The following is a 21,533-nucleotide window of genomic DNA, read 5'->3' on the forward strand; positions in this document are numbered from 1 at the left end:
AAAAGAATTCAGGCAAAAACAAAATGGATGCCACCTGTAAAGTACAGAATAGCATCCATGTGTCCAGCCTAGTTCATAAATATGTGTCCAGTATTCTGGGTACATATCAAACTTTGCAGGAGGTTTTTTGTACATACGCAAATAAGCGCGGTTAGTTTCATTAAGAATAGAAGTGTGTCTACAAAAACATTGCATACAGCCAAATATGCAGCTATATGCAATGTTGAGATATGCTATAACGAATAGAAATCGTTATTTATTATGACGTCTTTTGCGAAGCAGAGCTCCTGTTGCCAACATAATGCCCGACACAATACCTTGAGGCAATAATGCAGTTAATCCTGCAAGTGGATCTGATGTTTGCGGAGTATACGAATCATCGTGTGGCTTGTGCACAGAAGGGGCATGAGTGTTAGGTGTGTTATTAGGCTCTGTTTGAGGCTTTTTGACGAGCACGCTTAACTGAATCGTATCATCATCGGTAGCCAGTTTATCCTTACCATCAGGCCACTGAGTAGCATCCCATACAAATGAAAATACCTTACGTACACCACTTTTAGAAGTTGCTGCTGCAGCAAATGTACCCTGTACCGTTCCTTTCATGGTAAGCTGAGTGGCGTCTGCCACATTTGAATCAACGCTTACGCCCGAAACCACAAGTTTCATCCAACCACTTTTTCCGCCAGCAGCATCAACTATTTTTTCAAGGTCATCATACGTTTTAAGAGAAGCCTCGTCTTTCAACGCAAACGTTACCGTAAGAGTATTGCCCGAAACTACCACGTCTTTAACAACAAAACCATCACCAAAATCAACCGCGCGAACAGTATCTTTAGTTACCGTTGTTGGTAAGTGCATGCCTTCGGGAACGGTAAACGTTGCGGTAAACTCAAAGTTTTGTATATCAAGTGCAATATCTTTGTGATTAAGATTTGGATATACAGCCTCTATAGCATTCATTTGGTCTTTAATCTGTGTTGCGCATAAAGCACCTGTTACCGTAAAGGGTGTATCTGGTGCTACAATAGGAACAACCGCGTGTTCGGTATCATCTGCAAGTAACAGATCTCCATATAACTTAGTGGAAATCGGCTGTTGTGCTACTACCGAAAACAAGATTCCATCATCAACACTTGTGGCGCTTGAATCTCTACCCTCTTCGGTTTGCAGTCCTTTCCAGGTAAATGAAAAAAGCTTAATAGTTTTAGACCCATTTGTATCTTTGGTAGCAACGGCAGAAAACGATCCTTGAACGCTACCCGATACTTGCGCTTTACCCGTGAAGTCTTTATGCACTTTAACCCCATGAATGGTTAGCTTCATCGTATCATTAAGATTTTTCTGAACCGCAGTTTGAAGCTCCTCATAGTTCTTTATTCCGTCTTTAAGCTGCAAGGTTACCATTACCGTGTTGTCTTTTACTTCCACATGCGAAACACTAAAGGTATCCGAAAATCCTTCGGTACTTATATCACTTGGTTTGAGGTTATCAGGAAGTGAAAGCCCTTGAGGAACTTTAAACGTTGCTACAAAACTCGATTTAATGTCTGAAAGTGCAATATTTTTATAATCGCTTTGTTTAGTTGCACTAAATTTAGCCTCAATGTTTTTCATTTGATCTTTAACAACCGCAGAAGAAATAGCACCTGTAAAATCAACCGTTTGACCAGGAATTACCTTATAAGGACTGTTGTGTGCCGTATCCGTTCCCACAAGTATATCTGCTGGAATAGAGGTATCGGCATGTATTTGCTCAACATTGGGCGCAAGTTTCCACTTAAGATAATAGGTATAATCATTATCAAGCATGGTGTCGCCCGATATTGCGGTTGCGGCATTGCCTTCTACATCGCTAAACCAATATTTATAGAGCGTGCTATACACAAATCCAAAGACAGATTTTTCTTCTTTTTGATTGTCCAATACATGATAAGGTTTAGCTGCAAGAGTCTTATATGCAGCAGAATCTGAACTTGCTGGAGTATTTAATCCATCGCTTGCTGCCGAAACACTTCCATCTCCGCATGATTTAAGCAAAGCGTTAAGCGTAAGCTTTTCAGATATTTTAGCCGATTTCTTTACAACAGCTACCTCTCCACCTGTTGAGTCTTTAGTGATGTCAAATACATCGGGATGCGTCTTAAAAATACTTTGCGCGTCAAAAACACCACCATTTGCAGAGAATTTAACCGATACAGTTTTGTCTTTCCATACCGCATAAAGATCACGAGTTTGAACATCTTGAGGTATAGACAGCATGCTTCCAACTTCAACAATTTTTGTAGCGTCTTGAGGGTCTGTTGACCACCCAACAAATGTTTTTCCATAGGGAACAAACTTAGGTACGCTCTTCATAACCTCTTCTATTGAGCAAACCTTTTGTGTACGCTGCGGATTATTGTCTGATGCCATGTAACTGGCTGCGTTTTGAGTATCTGCATTATGATATACAACTGCATACGATGTGGGATCTTTTTCCCATTTTGCATATACAGCCGTATCGGTGGTAACCACTGTGGAAGCGTTAAATGTTTGTTCTGTGCCATTGGCATCCTTATAAAACCAGCCTAAAAATTTATAACCAGCAGCCATAGGAGCACTCGGAACAGATACACTACCTCCTGCTACACTTTGAGCTGCGCTTAGTGAATATCCACGCATGGCAAAGGCTTTTACCTCATTTGTTGTACCATCCGCAAATTGAGCGCTTACAGGTTCTTTAATAGATGGTTCGTTAAGTGAAAAAGTGACTGTTGCAGCAGGTACCCATACATGTTTGTTTTTGTCTGCGGACGCTTTTTCTACGTTATATTCATACGTATTGCCTAGTTTGTTAAGTGGATTAAGCACACGCACACTGCTATCTGCAAGCGTAAATAACGAAAGCTGTTCGTTACCATTTTCCGCTCCATTGACAGGAACCGTACTTCCCAAATCTGAATGGTAGTTTGGCGCATACGTAAGGGCGTAGGAGCCACCTTTAACGATATAATGATTTTGTACGCCTACACCAGTATCAGCATTAGTTGCAGCAGGTGTTTCTACTAAACAATTGCCTAAGAATTCTATAGAGCCATTCTCTTGTGCGCCAAATAATGCGCCGCTATTCTTACCATTACCTTTAATAGTTGAATCGGTAAGCACCACCTTACCTGTATTCACATTAAGACCGCCCGCACCACCATTATTAAATACAAGCGTAGAATTTGTTACGTTAATTTCTTTGTCTTGAGCACCCACCGAAATACCTGCAGTAGAACCTGCATTTGCCGTAATAGTAGAGTCTTTAATGGTTGAGCTGCCTTGAATTGTTAAGCCAGTTCCATGACGCCATCCGCGTTTATTAATGGTAAATTCAGAGTTTTCCATGGTAAGGTTATTCACATAGTATGACATGCCAAAACCAGCAACACTTAGGCAGGCATTCTTAAGCGTAAGATTGCACGCGTCAAACCAGGTGCGTGTTTGCGATGTTACACTTACGGTACAATTTTCAAATACAACACTGTCTGTATAAAAATTGGTATTGTAGAAATCATTAGCTGTAATGGTAAGTTTATCCTTACCCGTACTTCCGTGAACTTTTCCTTGCAAAGAAATGCCACAGCCATCTTCTTGACCATTGTTTTTAAATACATAGGTACCATCAGTAATAAGCGAACCTTCTTGAGCGGTAAGAGCTGTTTTAAAGCCCGTCATAGTAAGTGTTCCTGCACCTGTGAGTGTGGCTCCCTTTTGAAGAATAAGTCCGTCAATGGCATTGCCCGTACCTTGTATAGTTGCTCCGCTTGCGGCAACAAACAGTGTTACGCCTTCTGGAATCGGAACTTTTTGAGTGAGAGCATAAGTACCCTTAATTCCAATGGTCTTATGTTGTGTAGCCGTTGCGCCTGCCTTTTTTATTGCCTCATCAAGGGTGCGCAAGGGGTGCTGTTCATCTCCTGCAGAGCTGTCATCACCTGCAGTGCCATCTACCCAAATATCAATGTGTGCCTGCGCGTCTTTATTGGCTAAACGCTGATACCCCCCCCCGCTCACACTTTGTCCTTGAGCATAAGCGGTGGTTTTATCTAAACCATCTGCAGAAGAAAATTTAGGTACCGAAGAACCAATGAGCACGGTTGACAGAACAACGCGCGGTAACGCACGAGAAAAAGAGTACTTTGTAGATGAGGCGTGTGAGGCGTGTTTACTCATGGTATCTCCTAGAGGTTGTAATCTTTTTTATAAAAAATTAAGCACTGGTATGCATACAAACATTTTTCTTGTCAACTGAATACAAGCTTATAAATTGTATTGTAACTGAATGCGTTGCGTGTTTCTACTACAAATCGTAGACATATATGTAAAACGAAACGTATTAAGGATACAACTTTAACGCAGGCATTACCATAAGTACTCACTGGTATAACGCACATATATCAACAAGTTGACACAAACGCTGATGTACGTGTGTGTTAGATGAGATGATGTCTGCGCAAACCGCAAGGTACACACATAAAAAATCGCCTCATTCCCCATGTATCATAAGGAACAAGGCGATTAGTTGGTACCAATCTTACAGCTGTTTAAGCGCGTGGATACTTATCTATGCAACGTATACACCGCAACCAGACATCCACCAGCAACTCATAGGCGTGCTGCTATTGCCTGCGTTGGTGTTTACGCTTTGCTCCTGCAAATATCAAGCCAAATGCCGAGGTAATCATACCCATTACTGCAAAACCTTGCGTTGGATCCGAGGTTTGCGCAAGGTGCTTAGCACCTCTTGCTCGATGTGCAGACTTAATCAACGCATCAGCTGCATTCTTAAGAGCTAGTCGTGCTGCGTCAACTTCTGCTTGCGTTGCACGCGGATTGTTAAGAACTGCTTGTGCTGCTGCCAGGGCTCTATCATAGGCCTCGCGTGCTTCACGCGAAGCATTACGATAATCACTATCATTTACACCCACAGCACCATTTACATCTGCAACAAGTCCACTTGTATCTGTCTTATAAGCATCCGTAAGCTTTTGCTTAGCAGCTTGGAGCTTTTGGAGTGCCTCGTCTACCTGCGCTTGGGTTGCATTCTTGTCACCAAGAACCTTGTTAGCGTCCTCAAGAGCTTTCTTGTAGTCTTCAAGAGCTTGCTTAGAAGCGTCGTCACCCTTGGCTTGAGCATTTTGATACTCAGGAGTCTTAGTGAAGTCGCCATCAGCATCTGCTTCAGACTTCAGCTTAGAAGGATCAGTCTTATATCCGTCAGTAATCTTCTTCTTAGCGGCTTGCAATGCATCTAGGGCATCGTCAAGCTGCTTTTGAGTTGGAGCCTTCTCGCCTGCTGGGAGATCAGTCTTTGGCTTACCAGTAGTACGATCAAACTTATCAAGGAGCTTCTTAGCAGCGTCAAGAGCTGTCTTGTAGGCCGCCATATCGTCATTGTCTTTGCCGTTTTCACCCTTCTTAGAATCGGCGTTCTTGAACTCGGGCGTATTCTCAAACGTGGTATCGCGCTGGTCGTCGTCGCCGTCCTTAGACATGTCGACTTCTTCTTGCAAGTCGTGCGGATTGGTCTTGTAGTTAGCAAGAATCTTGTCTTTGATTTCCTTAAGAGCCTTTTGAGCCTCGTCAACTTGGACTTGAGTTGGGAGCTGATCCTTTGGAACGTCAACTTCCTGGCCATCCTTCGTGACCTTACCATCGTTCTTGTCGATGAGTTCCTTAGCCTTAGCCAAAGCTTGCTCATACGCTACCAGGTCATCAGGCTTCTTGCCATCCTTAGTCTTGCCTTGAAGATTTGCAAATTCAGTTGATTCTTCAAACTTTGGAGTACGCGCAGAGCCATCCTCGTTTTTATCATCAACTTCATTTTGGAGCTTATCAACTTTAGTCTTAAAGTTTTCGTCAATTGCCTTTTTAGCATTTTGCAAATCAGTCAGAGCCTGGTCTACCTGCTGTTGTGTTGGACGATCTGCTGGAGCAGCATTTGGATCGGGGTTCTTAACCTTGTTGATGAGGTCCTGTGCAGCCTTAAGCTTCTCGTTGTAAGCGTTCAGCTTTGCAGTCGCATCATTATCGCCATCATTCGACTTTGCGAGTGCGTTCTTGTATGGAACAGACGCCTCAAACGGAGGAGTTACAGGCTTGCCGTCTTGATCCTTATCACCGACTTCACGTTCAAGCTTAATTGCATCAGTCTTATATTTCTTAGCAATATTGTCTTGAGCGTCTTTCAGCTGTTTAAGCAGCGCGCTTACATCTTTTTGGGTTGCTTTTTTCTTCCAATCTTCGTCATTAAGCTTTTCGGTAACTTTCTTCAGAACATTATCGAAGCCAGTTTGCTCACCGTCTTTACCCAAGTCATTTGTAGCACCTTGGTCACCAGCAGCCTTCTTAGCAACAGCATTTTGATACTCAGGCGTCTTCTTGAAGTCGCCACCTGCAAAGTCTTTAGCAGAAGTCAACGGCTCAAGATTGGTCTTGTAGTTGTCTTCAATCTGTTTCTTAGCCGCTTTCAGAGCATCAAGCGCATCGTTAATTTGTTGCTGCGTTGGATGCGAACTGTTCACTGCAGCTGGATCTGTAGGATTAGCAGCCTTTACAAGTTCGCGAGCCTTCTTGAGAGCTTCTTTATAAGCAGTAACGTCTGCATTTTCATTACCATCGCTTGTCTTAGCTTTAGCGTTCTTGAACTCTGGCGTATTCTCAAAGTCGTTTTCAGTAACAGCAGGAGCACCCTCTGGAGTAGACTTATTAATTTCTGTCTCAAGATCAGTAGTAACAGTCTTATAGTTATCCTCAAGCTTCTTGCGAGCTTCATCGAGAGTCTTCAGTGCGTCGTCGATTTCTTTCTGAGTTGGCTGGGCGTCTAGTGGCGTATCTTTATCATCATGCTTCTTCAAAAGCTCCTGAGCTTTTGTCAAAGCTTCATCATACGCCTTCTTATCTTCAGCGGCCTGTTTGTTCTTCTGTTCATCCGGCTTGCCATCAGCAGTTAAGAAGTGAGGATCAGACGCATTACGATACGCATCAGAAGTTTGCGTGCCCTCTGTAGGCGCAGGACCATCTGTAGAGCCGTGCTTATCAACACTATCCTTGAGCTTAGTGGTGTCGGTGTTGTAGGCGTCGAGAGCTTTGCGAGCATTGTCGAGGGCGGCCTTGGCGTCGTTGATTTCCTTTTGCGTTGCATCAGGCTTCTTGAGCAATTCCTTAGCAGCCTTCAAAGCGTCGTCGTAAGCAGTCCTTGCGGCAGATGCTTTACCGTTCTTATCAGTATCAGCAGTCGTACCATCTTCGCCCTTATAGTCAGGATTTTCCGTATTCTTATACGCAGGGGTCTGCTTGGTATTGTCGTCCTCGTTAATCGACTTAATCAGCTCGTCGGTCTTAGTCTTAAACGTATCCAAGCCTTTAACGGCATCATTAAGCTTTGCGAGGAGCTTTGTTACATCCCTATTTAAAGGCTGACCCTTAGCGTGCGCTTGCAACTTCTTAAGCGCATCTTTGTTGGTCATGTCAATATCTTTATCTGGAATAACGGACTCTGGGATTTCGTTACCGTCGTCACCCTTATCCTTATCCATTTGGTCATTGAAGGCTTTTTGCAACTCCTTAAGCGCATCATCGTACGCTTTCTTTGCCTTAGCTTCGTCAGAATTTGGATCAGTATTTGCAGACGCATTTTTATATGCCGGGCTATTAGTAATAGCCAAGCTGTGAAGCAACGCCGCTGAAATCTTACTGGTGTCGGTTGCATACTTATCGATGACCTTACGGGCTTCGAGAAGTTGCGCCTTAACCTTGTCAACCTTGTCTTGTGTGACAGTACTCCCCTGCTGCTTGGTCTTAGCCATCAAGTCTTTGGCAGCATGGTACGCGTCGTTATAGGCTTTGAAGTCTTTCTTGGCCTGCTCGTCGCCTGCTTGCGCTTTATCAAACGCGTTGAAATACGCAGGCATCAAATAACCACTAAAGTTGTCGGCAAGTGCTTCGCCGAGGCTCTTGTTGTCGGTGGCATAAGTATCGGCATGAAGTGCCTTTTCAGCATCTTCAAGCGCCTTCTTAGCGTCCTCAACGTCTTTCTTAGTAGCCTTGTCGTCTGCAAGAACCTGCTTAGCCTTTGCTAGTGCCTGATCGTAATTGTTAATTGCGTCTCTTGCAGCTCCATCATTATCATTATCAGCCTTAGCCTTCGCATTCTTGTAGAACACGCTTTGCTTAGACTCATCATCTGGCTTCGGATTATCGAAGCTTTTTTGAACGGCAGCGTCAAGGGGAGCCTTGTCGGTTGCGTTCTTGTCGAGCGCATCCTTAGCGTCCTTAAGCTTCTTGATAGCCTCGTTGACTTCCTTCTGGGAAGCGTTGGGGTCAGCAACTACTTTTTGGGCTTCAGCAACAGCCTTGTCGTATGCGTCGCGCTCTTCCTTGCTCGAGTTTTGGTAGGTTGGATCGGCAGTCTTAAGCTTATCTTCGCCTTGCTTATCAGCATCACCCGTGTTTACCTTACCATGCTGAGCGATGGCATTATTCAACTCATCCTTGTTGGTGGTGAAGTCGTTAAGCTTGTTGCGTGCAGCATCAAGCTTAGCCTTCGCATCGTCGACAGCCTTTTGCGTGGCGTTCTTGTCGTCCTTTACCTTATTGGCTTCATCAAGAGCCTTGTCGTAATCTGCCTTGGCTTTTTTAGCTGCCTCATTTCTTTCAGTGTCATCAGAACCGTCGGCCTTCTTGAAGTCAGGATCGCTTACGTTCTTGAACTGGTTCGTTGCTTGCGTACCAGTTGCGGCAGTACTACCTTCTGCAGCCTTACCATTAGCATCAATCGACTCCTTCAGCCCGTCCTTGTTGGTGTCAGGACCATCAAGCTCGGCGCGCGCCTTATTAAGGTTAATCGTAGCGTTATCGATTTGCGCCTTCTGCTCTTCGGTAAGGTCTTTTTCTTGCTTGTCCTTTACCGTGTCAAGCAAGTCCTTTGCAGTCTTTAATGCCTTATCATACGCCTCTTTCTTATCAGCAGACGCGTTGTAGTACTTAGCCTCGGTTGGAGTCTTCTTATCGTCAGCAAGCTTGTGCTCGTCAATCGACTTAGAAAGGTCATCCTTCTTATGATTCGTCTGCGGCACAAATATAACGTTAATCGCCTTTGCCGTATTGCCTGGATTGCGGCCTTGCTCCAGATAAACATGCTTATAGTACGTCATTGCATACGGCTCAACAAACAGACGTGCCTTGAAAATCTTGCCCTTCTTGCCGGCTACCTTTACAGAGCCAGCCTCTGTATCCCACGAATACGAACCGGCGTCTGATAAATTATCACCGAGGTCTACGTCAGAATTAGAAACTTTCTGATTTCCCTGCCAATAAGCGCCGCTCATATTGCCAAGCACAAGCTCGCCCGTTGGCTCTTCATTTTGCAACGCATAGTTCATGTGCGACTTGCGCGAATGAGTCCCTGTACCTTCATAGGAAAGCTGCTCGCCGCCTGTAAGGTCACGCAAACCAGCTTGCTTGTCTTTTGGCGTAGCTTTCAGCAAACCAAGAATCTTTGTTGTATCAAACTCTTCTGCTTTAGTTGGATCGTAACGGTAGATGATAGTGGTTTTCTGATCATTACTCCAAGAAATACCCTCGTCGGTGTCGCGACCATCAATCTTGGTTTTAGTCCACGAAACGTCGTAATCCTTGCGGATGTCTGGAAGCTTGGTAAGCTTGTTCTCTTTTACATTAGACGTAAACTCGGCAACTGACTTGTCAGTTTTAATCTTAACGGTAATCTTGTTTTCCGCCTGACCGTTCGAGATTCCCTTATTAGAGTCACCAGTTGCAGTAAGATCGCCCTTAAGATACTCAAGCGTAATCTGATCTTTGCTGGTAAGACCAAGCTCTTTATTTTCTTTGTTAGCTTCAAAAATAGCTGTCTTAATGCGGTCAAGTTCAGCGTTTGAGTACCCAAGTGGGTTAGCAACAAAGACTGCTTTGTCGGCTGCAGGAACAGAAATATCCTTTTCTTCAATCTTCTTCAACACAAGGTCGCGCAAAGGAATCTTAGGAGCGTCATTTTCATCAACACCATCGAAGTTAATTGATACTTCACCCTTGTCGTTAATAGATACTTTGTCTTGGCCAACGTGATTCAGGCGTGCAAGCTTTTTAATAATATCGGTTTTTATATCTTGCGAAACATTAGTTGGATCTTCAACAGTTGGCTTATCAATACGCGTGTCATAGCGCGCAATGGTAAGAGCGATCGCCTCGGACTTGTAGCCAAGGTCGGAGACCAGGTAGGTCTTAAGGTTATACACGCCAGTTTTATAGGTGGTTACTGCAGCGCCACTCGCAGAGGTTACAGTGTTAATGGAATTTACTTGATTAACGTCATAAGCTTGCTCAGCGTTAATAATTACCTTGTTTTCAGCGGTATCTGGCGTAACATCAAGCTTTTTTGTATTTTCATCGCGCACACCAACGCCTTTAGCGGTGCTTGCGTCTTTAATTTGATCGCGGAGCGACTTACCATCCTTGCCTGCAGTAGGAGCATCAAGGGCTTGCTGAAGCTTTTCACGAATGGTTTTATCTTCAAGCTTTTGATCGTATCTAAAAACAAGGGAGCCAGTCTTTTTAGGTGGAATAAGTGTTGCTGCACGGGCAATATTTGTTTTGTACAGCAGAACTTCCTGTCCGTCTTTCATGCCGTACACATAGATGCAGCGGTTTGCCGCATAGCCAGCCGCTGCCATATTGTTGTTTCTATAGAGCTTGTTTACAGTAAGAGTAGCAGAGCCGTCATTGTTTGTAGCAAAAGCATATTCACCCGAATAAGGTTGATGCGCTTTATCATCACCAGTCTTGTATTCAACAAAATCCTTTGCGTTCCTACCATTAATGTCAATATTATCGTTCGGGAAAATAGCTACCTTAGTAACAGCAATACCATCAGCTGATTTAAGTGTAATTTTAACGGAAGTATTCTGACCGTTTTCTGTATACGTATTATCAGTCGAACCCCATGCGTACATGTTGGGAAGCGTGTCTTTTGTTTCTTTTGAAAGTGTTATCTCACTGTTAACTTGTGGAGCAGGTGCAGGGTTAGCTGCGCGATCAGTACCGTTTGTTGCAGCAACTTCCTTAGTCTTTTTTAGAGAGTCTTTACTAGGATTACCCCCCCACCTGTTTATTTTCAGCAGATTTACCAACTTCTTTGTTGTCTGTAACAGCCTTAACCGAGGTAGCAGTAACCTCATCATTTTTTACAGGAGTCTGAACTTTTTTACCTGCATGCGTAAGTGCATTTTGTTGCGCGGCCGCAGGAGCAGTTTCCGTTTGTGCAAGTGCAGGCGCTGCACTTAATGCAAGCGACGCTACTGCAACGGCACTTGCAGCACCAACAGAAAGTTTTGAAAATGAATGCGCTGAAGCAGACGCAAGTATCGTTTTTTTACTGTGTTTAGCGTTATGTTTGCGAGCCATATAAACTTCCTTTCGCTTGAGATACAGTTTCACAAACGATTACGAATCTATAACCTATATATTAAATATAGAGAAACGTCAACAGACTAGTCTTAATTTTACCAAAAATAGCTAAGTATACAAGTGTTTTTTGGTCATATACGCTGCAGTTTAGCAACAACATTTGAAGAGAATTTATTATAGACAGTCCTCTATTAATATATGAAATATGCCTCGCCAACACAAAATCGTGTCAGCAAGGCATAATAAAGGTTTGTAGACTAAAACGGCCTCATGCGTACATGAGCATGCATCGCTTTAAACTCAGACTACTTAGAAATGCCTAAAATGTGCTCTTTTGCATGGATCAAATCGGTAATCATCTGGCAATAAGGTGTTTGAATACCAAGCTTTTTACCACGGCGTGCAACAGCACCGTTAATGTAGTCAATTTCGGTTAAACGATGATTTTGTACAAGATCTTGATGCATGGATGGATAGTGAGGTGCGGCTATTTCGGATACGTGCATTACGTAGTCTACGATTTCGGGTTCGTTAAGTTTAATACCCGACGCAATTCCCACTTCACAGAACTCGTGAATAATAGCACGTACGGTATGCAGTGCGTCTTCGGTTGCAAAGAATTCGCCGATGGTGCAATCACAAAGCGCGCAGGTAGAATTCATGGTTCCATTAACACATGCTTTACGCCAAATAGAAGGCAGAACGTCCTCGTCGTAGATAACGTTTAAGCCAGCTTGATTCATAACGTCTACAATACGCGCCGAAGATTCTTTTCCGCACGTGTCAAAGCTTTGTAAGTTAATAGAGCCCTTACCTTGTAAAATGGCAACACCTGGGCCTTTAAGACCTGCAGTCCATACGGTAACGCCCATCAAAATGTTTTCTTCTTTAATATACTTGCGAATGGTGTCCTCGTGACCCAAACCGTTAAGCAAGCACAAAACTTTTGTGTGCTCACCAATAATTTGTTTAATGTCCTCTAACATCTGAGGAAGCTGCATAGCTTTGGTAAATAAGATGATGAAATCAGCAGCTTCATGTGCCTCGGTTGGATGCATGATAGTCATCTTAACGCAGTCGGGTTTATCGCCTACAATTTTAAGACCGTTTTGCTTAATGGCGTCAATGTGATCTTGCCAGTTGTCTAACAGAATAACTTCTTGACCGCTTTGTTGAAGCTGATAGCCAAAACGACAACCCATAGCACCTGAACCTGCAATATAAATACGCATATTTCCACCTTTCGTAAATAAACTACCTTTTTATATACCATATGTTAAAACATGCAAAAACATCGCGCGCGAAACGCCACTGCATACGCGCGCGAATGTATAACAATTAGCCCTTAAATTTAAAGAGATCCTTATCGTACAGATGAACCACGTCACATAAGACTTTATTAACTACAAATCCCACAGCAAACGGAATAACTACCCATGCAATAAGAATTTGAATAATATTAACGTTACCAACACTTAAAGCTGCTAAAGGACTTACAAATCCAACAAGACCAAAACCTGACGAAGCAGGAGTTCCGCCCATTTCCCATAAAGGAATGGTAAGTGCGCTGATTGCAGCAGTAAGAGCCGCAGGAATTGCCATCACAGGACGGGTCATAAAGTTTGGCATCATCATTTTCATGGCACCAAGCGCCACAGCAATAGGTACACCTGCTTTGTTAACACGAGCACATGCCCACACCAACATTGCGGCACAAGCGCCAACGCCCATACCTGCCGCAGCAGAAGCCATACCCGTTAAGCCAATAGCAATACCAATTGCCACGGTAGACAAGGGGCTGATAATGATAATAGAAAATGAAGCGGCAATTAACATGCACATCAACCAAGGTTGTAATGTAGTAAAAGTATTAATGATCTGTCCGATGAAGAACGTAATCTGTGATACATACGGCAATATTTTCCAACCAACAAATCCCATACCTGCACCAGCGATAATTGGCAATAGCACAATGGTAAGCGAGCCAAGCTTATTGCCAATAGCACGCACCACAGCAACGGTAAGAGCAGCGCAGATCATCACGTTAATGATGTCACCGATACCTGCCAGCTGGAAAAGTGGAGCCGTTTTATCGGCAACGGTTGCAGCTGGAACAAATTTCCATGCGCCCGAACCAATAAAGGTAGCACCAGCTACCGTAGCCATTTGAATAGGATTAAATTTAAACTGATGGGCAATCAGAAAACCTGCCATAACTGGCGTTAAAAATTGGAAGGCAACAATGGTGTGGTAAAACTCCATGAGTGGTGCACAGTCGGGGAAAGGTTTAATAAAGGTTGCAAGAATTGCGTTAGGAATAAGAGCTACAACAATTGCAATGGTAGTTCCATTCAAAATTTTGAGTACAAATTGTCCAAAGGATTCTGAAGCCACTGGCGCAGGCGTACGCGTAGCAGCTGTAGATGCTTTTGCTGCTTGAGGCGCAGGTGCACCAGAAGTGTTCTGTGAAGTAGCCATAGGTATAGTTGACCTTTCTACGTTGGTGTATACACAAAATCCCAGTTACATCTTAGAGAGAACTGATCGCGTTTAAGTATAGCTTCCCCGTAGAAAAAGTGATGGGGCTTGCTCGCAGGACGTGGCGGGTTTTGATCGCGGCGCGTGGGTGTATGAACGCTGTATAAGTCGGAAAAAATCATAATTTTGAGACTGTAAACATTTTTTTGAGAAAAACTCATGTAAAAGTTTGGAAAACCTGATGTATCAATAGGTATCGTATATTGTATGTGTTATATGTTTGATAGTGATTATATCGTTGTACATAGATTATGAGAAAACCTTTTATTATATGAACTCAATGAATTCTCATATACAGATATGCATGAATTTACAGAATACTTTATATACGGGAATACAATCCTTTGTTCAGGAATTTTAATATTTATACCCATCTTGCTTTAATTCACATTTTATACACATATCGACAGATAGGTCACTTGTTTACTTAAACAAGCGTAGTAGATAGATATGCGCAGCTTACGTATGCTAACAAGCATAGAACTACCATGATGAGCGCATATCTTACCGCATGTGTATAGCGTTTTTGTTCTATAAGATGTGCACTTGTTGCACAAGGTGTAGAAAACGACGTAAAACCACCTAAAAGCCCAGCTGTCACACATATGCGCCATGGTGAATCTAATCCAAGCCAAGCTGAAAAAATAAGAACAAGCGCAGATAACGCGCAACCAAGTATATTCACCACCAGCATAGCTAAACCTTCGGTTAAAGCGGTCTTTTTTGTAATTGCATCTACGCATTTGATAAGCCGTGCACGCGCAAGCGCTCCTACTCCTCCACAAAGAGCTACAACAAGTAATGTTATTCCTGCATAGAGCGTCATTTAACACACCTGTCTTTCTGAGCAGACGAGTTTATTTGTGAGTGCACACACGTTTTTGGATCCTGTGAGCTTTTATCGAGCGAACGACAAAACACACAAGCAGATAATCGTTTTCCCATATATCTGCCGTGTATGGAACACATAACACCTGCTATCAATGAAACAAGCGCATAGCCAAAGGCGTACACGGCGGACGGTGCACCTACAGCAACAATTCCAATAAAGGTAGCATACGTGGTAAATGCACCGCAAAACCCTGTTCCCCAAAAGGTTTGAGCAAGCGGGTGTTTGGCGGGCAAAAAAGTTTGAACAAACCCTAAAACCCACGAGCCAATTATATTAATAAACAAAATTACTATCGGATTTGAAAAACCTAAACCAACCGCTAAGCAAACACAACAGCGCACAAGAGTTCCAAGAGATCCACCTGCAAAAATTGCCAATGTATGGGTAGTTGTTTGTGCCAGCTTCATAGTGCCCCTTAAAAACTGTTTGTATAAAATGTGTGCTTCTTGATTATAATACGTCGTGCACTCTATATAACAATGCGTGTCCCCCACCATGTAGAGAACACGCATTACAAGCTAAAACAGAGAAGTTACACCGTTGTTTAGTGCTTACGATTTAAGTGCTTAGCTCCCTTGCGTTTTGAGCGTTTTGCAAAACCTGCACCTACCATACCAACAGAACTCAAGAGCGCGGCAAGACCTTGACCCAAGGCAAGTGAATCAGAAGTCTGAGGTGTAGATTTACTATCTGCGCCTGTGTCTGTACCTGTTCCCTCATCATCAGAACCATTATCAGGAAGCGTGGGTTGACCATTCAAAGCACTCTTAGCTGCAACTAATTCATCAAGCGCAGTCTTAAGCGCCTGCTCCTTCTGCTCCTTAGTGCGCGTGTCTGTGTCTGGTTGAGCAAGCTCCTTAAGCAAGTTTTGTGCCTTCTCAAGAGCCGCGTCATACGCATCTTTCTTGTCTTTATCCGCATTGGTATATGTATCAGTTTGTTTAACATCACCAGACGCATTAACCTCATCTTGTAAAGGCTTGGTGTCTACGCCGTCGAGAGCGGCAGCGGCATCTTTAAGAGTCTTAAGAGCCTTATCAACAAGAGCTTGCTTCTCTTTTTGAGACTTGCCTGCGTATTGTTTACCTGTGTTTTCAAGATCACCTAATTGAGAAATAAGATCTTTTGCATCTTTTAGTGCTTTATCAAATGCGTCTTTCTTAGCTTGCGAAGCATTCTTATATGAGATGTCGTCTTTTAATGCGCCATCATTATCTACTTCAGCTTGTAATGGATTGGTATCAACACCATCAAGAGCTTCACGTGCGCTCACAAGCTTATCAAGTGCGTCGTCAACCTTTTTCTGTTGTGCAGTTTCTTGATCTGGGGTAAGTGCCGCAGCACCTGGCTTTTTGGCGTTTTCGATAGCTTGTTTGGCCTCTTCTAATGCCTTTTTAGCATCTTCAAGTGCCTTATCAAACGCATCTCGTTTATTTTTAGATGACGTCTTATATACCGTATTTCCAGGTACTTTAGGATCTACTTGATCGTTTGGCTTAAAGGTAGCGTCATTATCGATCTCGTGCTGTAATGCGTCTGTATCAATTCCTGCACCATGAGCCGATGGATCAAGGTCTTGCATTTTTTTGAGAAGGTCATTATACAAGTTGGTAACTTCTGGTGCGCCCTTTGCATCACCTTTAACCTTATCAAGCAGCGTACCAGCAGCAGTTGCAGCCTCATCAAAGGCTTTCTTCTTATTTTCGTCACCATTTTTGTAGGTATCGCTTACATGAAGCTTATCGGCTTCAACTTTGAGCTTCTCTAAGCGTTCCATAGCCTTATCGGTAGCGCTCGCATTCTTAAGTGCATCGTCAATATCGTCAGAAGTTGTGCCGTCTGCATGTTTATGATCGTACGCATCGCTATCTTCAATGATCTTCTTAAATGCATCTCTTTGAGCATTATTCAAATGCTTAAATTCGTGATTTATCTTATCAAGTGCGTTTTCGATCTTTTTATGCTTTTGAGCGCGGTTAACAATAGCTTCGGGATCGCCTTTGTGAGTAGAGTCATCAATTTGATGCTTATACTCTTGCTTTTGTTCAGGAGTTAAGTCTGGGATCTTATCAATTTCTCCCTTAGCTTTCTCTTTCTCCTTCTTAAAGGTATCGGGATCAACGTCGTGATCGTTTTGCTTCTTGTTTTCCTTATGCTCGGCATCAATCTTTGTAGCTACTTCTTGTTGAGCGTCTTTCAGTGAGGTGTCAACAGAATTTAGAGCTTGGAGCAAATCAGAAGGCTTGCTTGCTTGTTGGACCTTAGTTTTTGCGTCTGCTATAGCATTCTTAGCAGCCTCTACCTTTGCCCTAACAGCCTCTTTGTCTGCATCGGATAGCTTGCTTACCGCATCATCAAGAGTTTGAGCAAGGGCATCCAGCTTTGCAATAGTTGTCTGTTTTGCATGTTGCTCGCTAATACCGTTTGCGCGCTGAGCTGCAGCAAGTGCATCTTTAATGTCTTGTACCGTTGCACCTTGAGCAGCAATCTTGTCCTCAAGTGTTTTAAGAGCAGCGTCTTTTGTAGACGTAGAACCAAGCACTTTATTGAGCGCAGCGTCCTCGCCTGTTGCAGTACCGTGATCGAGGAACACAAGGAGTTGAGCAGCAGTGTTGGCTTCTTCTTTTGCACCATTAAGTTCACTTTGCTTCTTTGCATTTTCAAGAGCGGTATTTACATCGTCTATGGTAGTTGCGTCCGCAACGTTTTTCTTAAATGCGCGTTTTTCCTCTTCAGACAAATGAGGGAGCTTATCAATGGCGTCTTGAGCTGCTTTTTGTGCTGCCTCAAGCTCGTGTTTCTGCTTGTCTTCGCCACCATTTTTGTTATTGTTAATGGTTTGCTGAATAGTAGGATCTCCTGTATTGTTTTTATTCTCTTTACCCTTATCATTAGCTTCTTTAAGAATCTGTTTGATAGTTTTTTCATCAGGAGCATTATCAATCTTATTCTTAAATTCCTTCTTTTGATCAGGAGTTAAATACGGATTCTTATCAATAAGCTTCTTTGCGTCCTCTCTCATCTGCGCCAAAGCGTCTGGCGTAGGAGCAGACGTCTGAACCTTCTTCTTGTAAAGCTTATCTTTAGATACCGTGAACAGAACAGTGTCACCATTCTTAAAGTCAGCGCTCGCGCTGTCATCATTATTTATGCTTACAGTAGTAATGCCGTACGTTGTAGAATCGGACTGAAGCTCCAAGCAGGAAGTACCTGCCTTTGGAGTCCAGCCCTTATTTGCCAACGTTGCAACATTCACATCGACAAAGGTAAGCCCATCAATCTTCTCGGTTGCGTTACTATCGTCGTAATTAGCGTGCAGGAACTTCTTAACTGCAGCTTGGAAATCCTCATCAGGAATAGTATCTGGATTATCAACCTCGTACAAATCTGTATTGTACTTATACTCCGCCTTTGTGGCGTCGATAAGCTTGCGGATAAGATCGCGAAGAGCCTTTTCATCCATGTTGTCTATCGTACCATCATTCAGGTTCTCAGCGTCCTTGACACCTGCGCGCGCGAGGTCGTTGTTGGTCAAATGGTCGGTATCACGTCTTTGTTTAAGCAAATCTTTTGCTTGTTTTTTAAGGTCTGCAAGCGTGTTGTCTTGGTGCTGTGTGCCACCTTTTTTGGTATATAATTCATCTGGCTTGATGGTAAACAACGTCGTTTCAATAGCGGAATCCCAGTCACCATTATCATCGTTGTCAGTCCATGGGTGGCCAATCACCTGGATGCCAGAGTCATTGCCTACTATACTAAACGAACTCATTGGGCCATCATTAGGGGCTTGAGCACCATAAGCGCCCATATTATTAGTACCAGTTTTTGGAATCCACTTTGTATTAACAGCAATGCTATCTGCCATACCTTGAAAATCAGAATCTTCGACGCCATCATAGTTATCTTTTACAAACTGTTTTAATGCTTTAACAGCTTCTAGAGGAGTGGGTTTATCACCCTCAATCTCCGTTTTTGTAACATTATACGTAAATGTATTGTGCTGATCGGTAGTATCAGTGTGCGTTTTACTTTCGGTAGTAGGCTTGGCAGCTGGACTTTGAGGACTATTCTTAAAGAAAATACCCATGGGATACGTTTTAGGAGTATAACCCTGCTTACTGAACGTAACTTGACCAACTCCATTATTATCAACACTGTATGTAACGGTAACGCCATCTACGTTTTGTTTAGTAGCAGAGTCTTTCACATACTTGGCAAGTACAGTTTTCAAATTCTCAAGCTGTGTTTTAGCAACTCCCGCATTTATTTCTTCGCTCGTTGTCTTGAATGGATCAAACTTCACAACAGTTTGTGTTTGTGGAACGTCAACAATAAACGTTTTTTCGGCTGCAGGAGTTGGCGTGGGCGGTTGCGGAACTGGCGTAGAGGTAGGCTTTTGATTCAAAAATTGCCATGAAGGTACCTCTGTTTTAGAGCCGTCTGCCCACGTAATAATTGCATTCTTAAAGCCGTCGTCAAACGTAACAGGAGTTACACCACTCTTTTTTGCGGCGGTGTAAATATCCAAATCGGCATTAACCTTATCAAATGCATCGGTAACTTGTTTTTGCTCTTGTTGGCTAAGGTTTGAAAGATTTTCAACTTCAATAGGATCGGGTACATTAAACGGCGCCCAGTCTGAGATCTTTGGCCCTTGATATACCAAAGAGCTATAAGGAACTGCAAGTGTAGACCCATCTTTATACGTGATAGTCATCTGTTTGGTTTGGTTATCAAACTTGAATGTATCTGCGCCAGCTAGGTCAACATGCTTACTAAAGTCGTTATCAGCGTTGGCTTTTTTGAAGTTGTCAATAATTGCTTTTTGATCGTTGTCACTTAAAGCGTTGGGATCTACAACACCCATAGGTGACGGATACACAGGAGGAAACTTAACATTATCTTTTTTGTCTTCAACTACCAGCAAATTACCAGGCATAGTAAGCGTAGTTTTATCTTTAAAGGTAAGTGTTGCACTTCCCTCTTCGCCAATCTTAATACCATCATCTGCCAGCAAGTCCATAAAATGAGGCGTCTGTTGATTTGCCTTGGTAATAGCAGCCTTAACCGTATCCTTTTCAGTGGGCGAAAGCGCGTTTAATTTTGCAACGGGGGTCAGGCTTGGATATTTAACTTTTAAGCTATCGGCAATTTTAGGAGCACGATGTGTTTGACCCGTGGCAATGTGCCAATTACCTGCAAAACGATACACACCAGCACCAAAGCGCAGTGGGTGCTCATCACGCTGTTTCCATGCTTGATCGGTAAGTTCTGCAACGTAGGTCATTTGATAAAAACGCTTACCGGCAGATTCCCAGTCGATAAACATTCCTTGCATACCTTTTGTTGCGTCGTAATAATCTGCCCAATTACCTGCAGTATTACCAGTTTTATCGTATCCTTTGTTCTTATTACCATCAATACCCAAAAGCATTTTTAAGCCATTCATAGACGTAAGCTTGCTTGGGTCTGTAATATAAAAATTAGAAATAGATGGCCAATCTTTTGCAGTGGCATAATGTTTAGTAACATTTTCGTCTTCGCGGTGAAGGCCAGGACGAGAAGGAACAGGATTGCCATCGCCTGTATATTTTTCAAAACGGCTGTAGTTTATATTGTGTACATTTGTTAAACCTGCTGGTACACCGTACCACCACATGGGGCGAAATGCCCAATTATCAAAGCTGTTATCGTCGGAATTAAGGTTTGCAATGTATTTAACATGCACAAATTTACCAAGTGGATCTTGATTAGCAAGCGTGTCTTGCTCGGCGTCTTGTTGGTTGTTATAGTAGTGGACTTCTATTTTAATACGCTGTTTACTGTAGTTGGCATCGGACTTATAACCATAGTAAATGTTTCCGTCAGTTCCTACATATCCATCAGCATAAGCAAGCGAAGCTGTAAGACCCCCACCCAGCAGCATGGTACCTGCAAGAATGGCAGAACACGCGCGCGCAGAAAGTGCTAAACGTGAATGATTTGAAAAACGATTATGGTTGACTTTTTGTGAGCTATGTTTAGGTGCCAAATTACTCATTGCTGTTCTCCTTCAACTTTTGCCCGGGCACAAGGACTCCATTACCATAAATGAAAGTTGTATGGTACGTACAGTAATTTGAGCTAGATTTTACACCTTTTTAATAAATTTTAAAACTTCTTTCAGACATTGAAAAAAAAAACGTATATTTTTGTTAAGCCGCAGGTTAGCCATGGTATATACAAAATTGTTGGGTGCACATTTATACGTATGTTTTTTGTACACATATTCCATATTTTATACATAATCTAATGCAATATAAGACTGAACACATATGGCCTAGCAATAGTTTTACCAGCGCATACGCATACGCACAACCCTAAACAATCGCGCCTGTGTTTATTCAACGCAGGCGCGATTTTACCAAACTTTACTGTTTGCGTTCCTTCTTACGTGCAAGTGCAACAGCTGTTATCATGCCTACACCCATACCCAAAAGTCCTGCTGCGTGTGCTGCAAGCGTTGGATCTGATGTTTGGGGAAGACGTGCATGGCGAGGTGTTCCTGCCTTTGGTAAAGCGGGCTTATCATAATTATCATAGACTGCCGGAACTTCAGGATAAGTGGCGTTGTGTGGACGTGTGACTACAATGCGTACGGTAATGTCTTTCTTGA

8 protein-coding genes and 1 pseudogene are annotated in these 21,533 nt (G+C 43.0%); all 9 read right to left on the reverse strand.

The features are described from left to right. Positions 1–252: 252 nt before the first annotated feature. On the reverse strand, positions 253–4,197 hold the full coding sequence (locus AC5GD6_RS04985; RefSeq protein ID WP_491846370.1) for an InlB B-repeat-containing protein: 3,945 nt from the start codon (positions 4,195–4,197) through the stop codon (positions 253–255). Between the two features lie 446 nt (positions 4,198–4,643). After that, on the reverse strand, positions 4,644–11,171 hold the full coding sequence (locus tag AC5GD6_RS04990) for a peptidase (protein ID WP_491846371.1): 6,528 nt from the start codon (positions 11,169–11,171) through the stop codon (positions 4,644–4,646). After that, positions 11,134–11,445: a hypothetical protein gene (locus AC5GD6_RS04995; protein WP_491846372.1), complete on the reverse strand. Its 312-nt coding sequence runs from the start codon at positions 11,443–11,445 to the stop codon at positions 11,134–11,136. The genes AC5GD6_RS04990 and AC5GD6_RS04995 overlap by 38 nt, the downstream gene beginning before the upstream one ends. 308 nt (positions 11,446–11,753) lie before the next feature. Further along, the gene (locus AC5GD6_RS05000; RefSeq protein ID WP_420027770.1) at positions 11,754–12,680 is read right to left on the reverse strand and encodes a 2-dehydropantoate 2-reductase; all 927 of its coding nucleotides are present in this window, start codon (positions 12,678–12,680) and stop codon (positions 11,754–11,756) included. A gap of 106 nt (positions 12,681–12,786) precedes the next feature. Continuing rightward, a complete protein-coding gene (locus AC5GD6_RS05005; protein ID WP_082734857.1) occupies positions 12,787–13,926 on the reverse strand; it encodes a PTS sugar transporter subunit IIC in 1,140 nt (379 codons plus the stop codon). Between the two features lie 487 nt (positions 13,927–14,413). Next, positions 14,414–14,812, reverse strand: a complete 399-nt coding sequence (locus AC5GD6_RS05010) for a fluoride efflux transporter FluC (protein ID WP_491846373.1) — start codon at positions 14,810–14,812, stop codon at positions 14,414–14,416. Continuing rightward, positions 14,809–15,285, reverse strand: coding sequence for a fluoride efflux transporter FluC (locus AC5GD6_RS05015; RefSeq protein WP_010241995.1), 477 nt, complete (start codon positions 15,283–15,285; stop codon positions 14,809–14,811). The genes AC5GD6_RS05010 and AC5GD6_RS05015 overlap by 4 nt, the downstream gene beginning before the upstream one ends. 137 nt (positions 15,286–15,422) lie before the next feature. Further along, on the reverse strand, positions 15,423–20,918 hold the full coding sequence (locus AC5GD6_RS05020; protein WP_491846374.1) for a MiiA motif-containing surface protein: 5,496 nt from the start codon (positions 20,916–20,918) through the stop codon (positions 15,423–15,425). 370 nt (positions 20,919–21,288) lie between these two features. Next, a pseudogene (locus AC5GD6_RS05025) lies at positions 21,289–21,533 on the reverse strand (hypothetical protein); the annotation flags it as partial.

The organism is Fannyhessea sp., assembly GCF_986145555.1.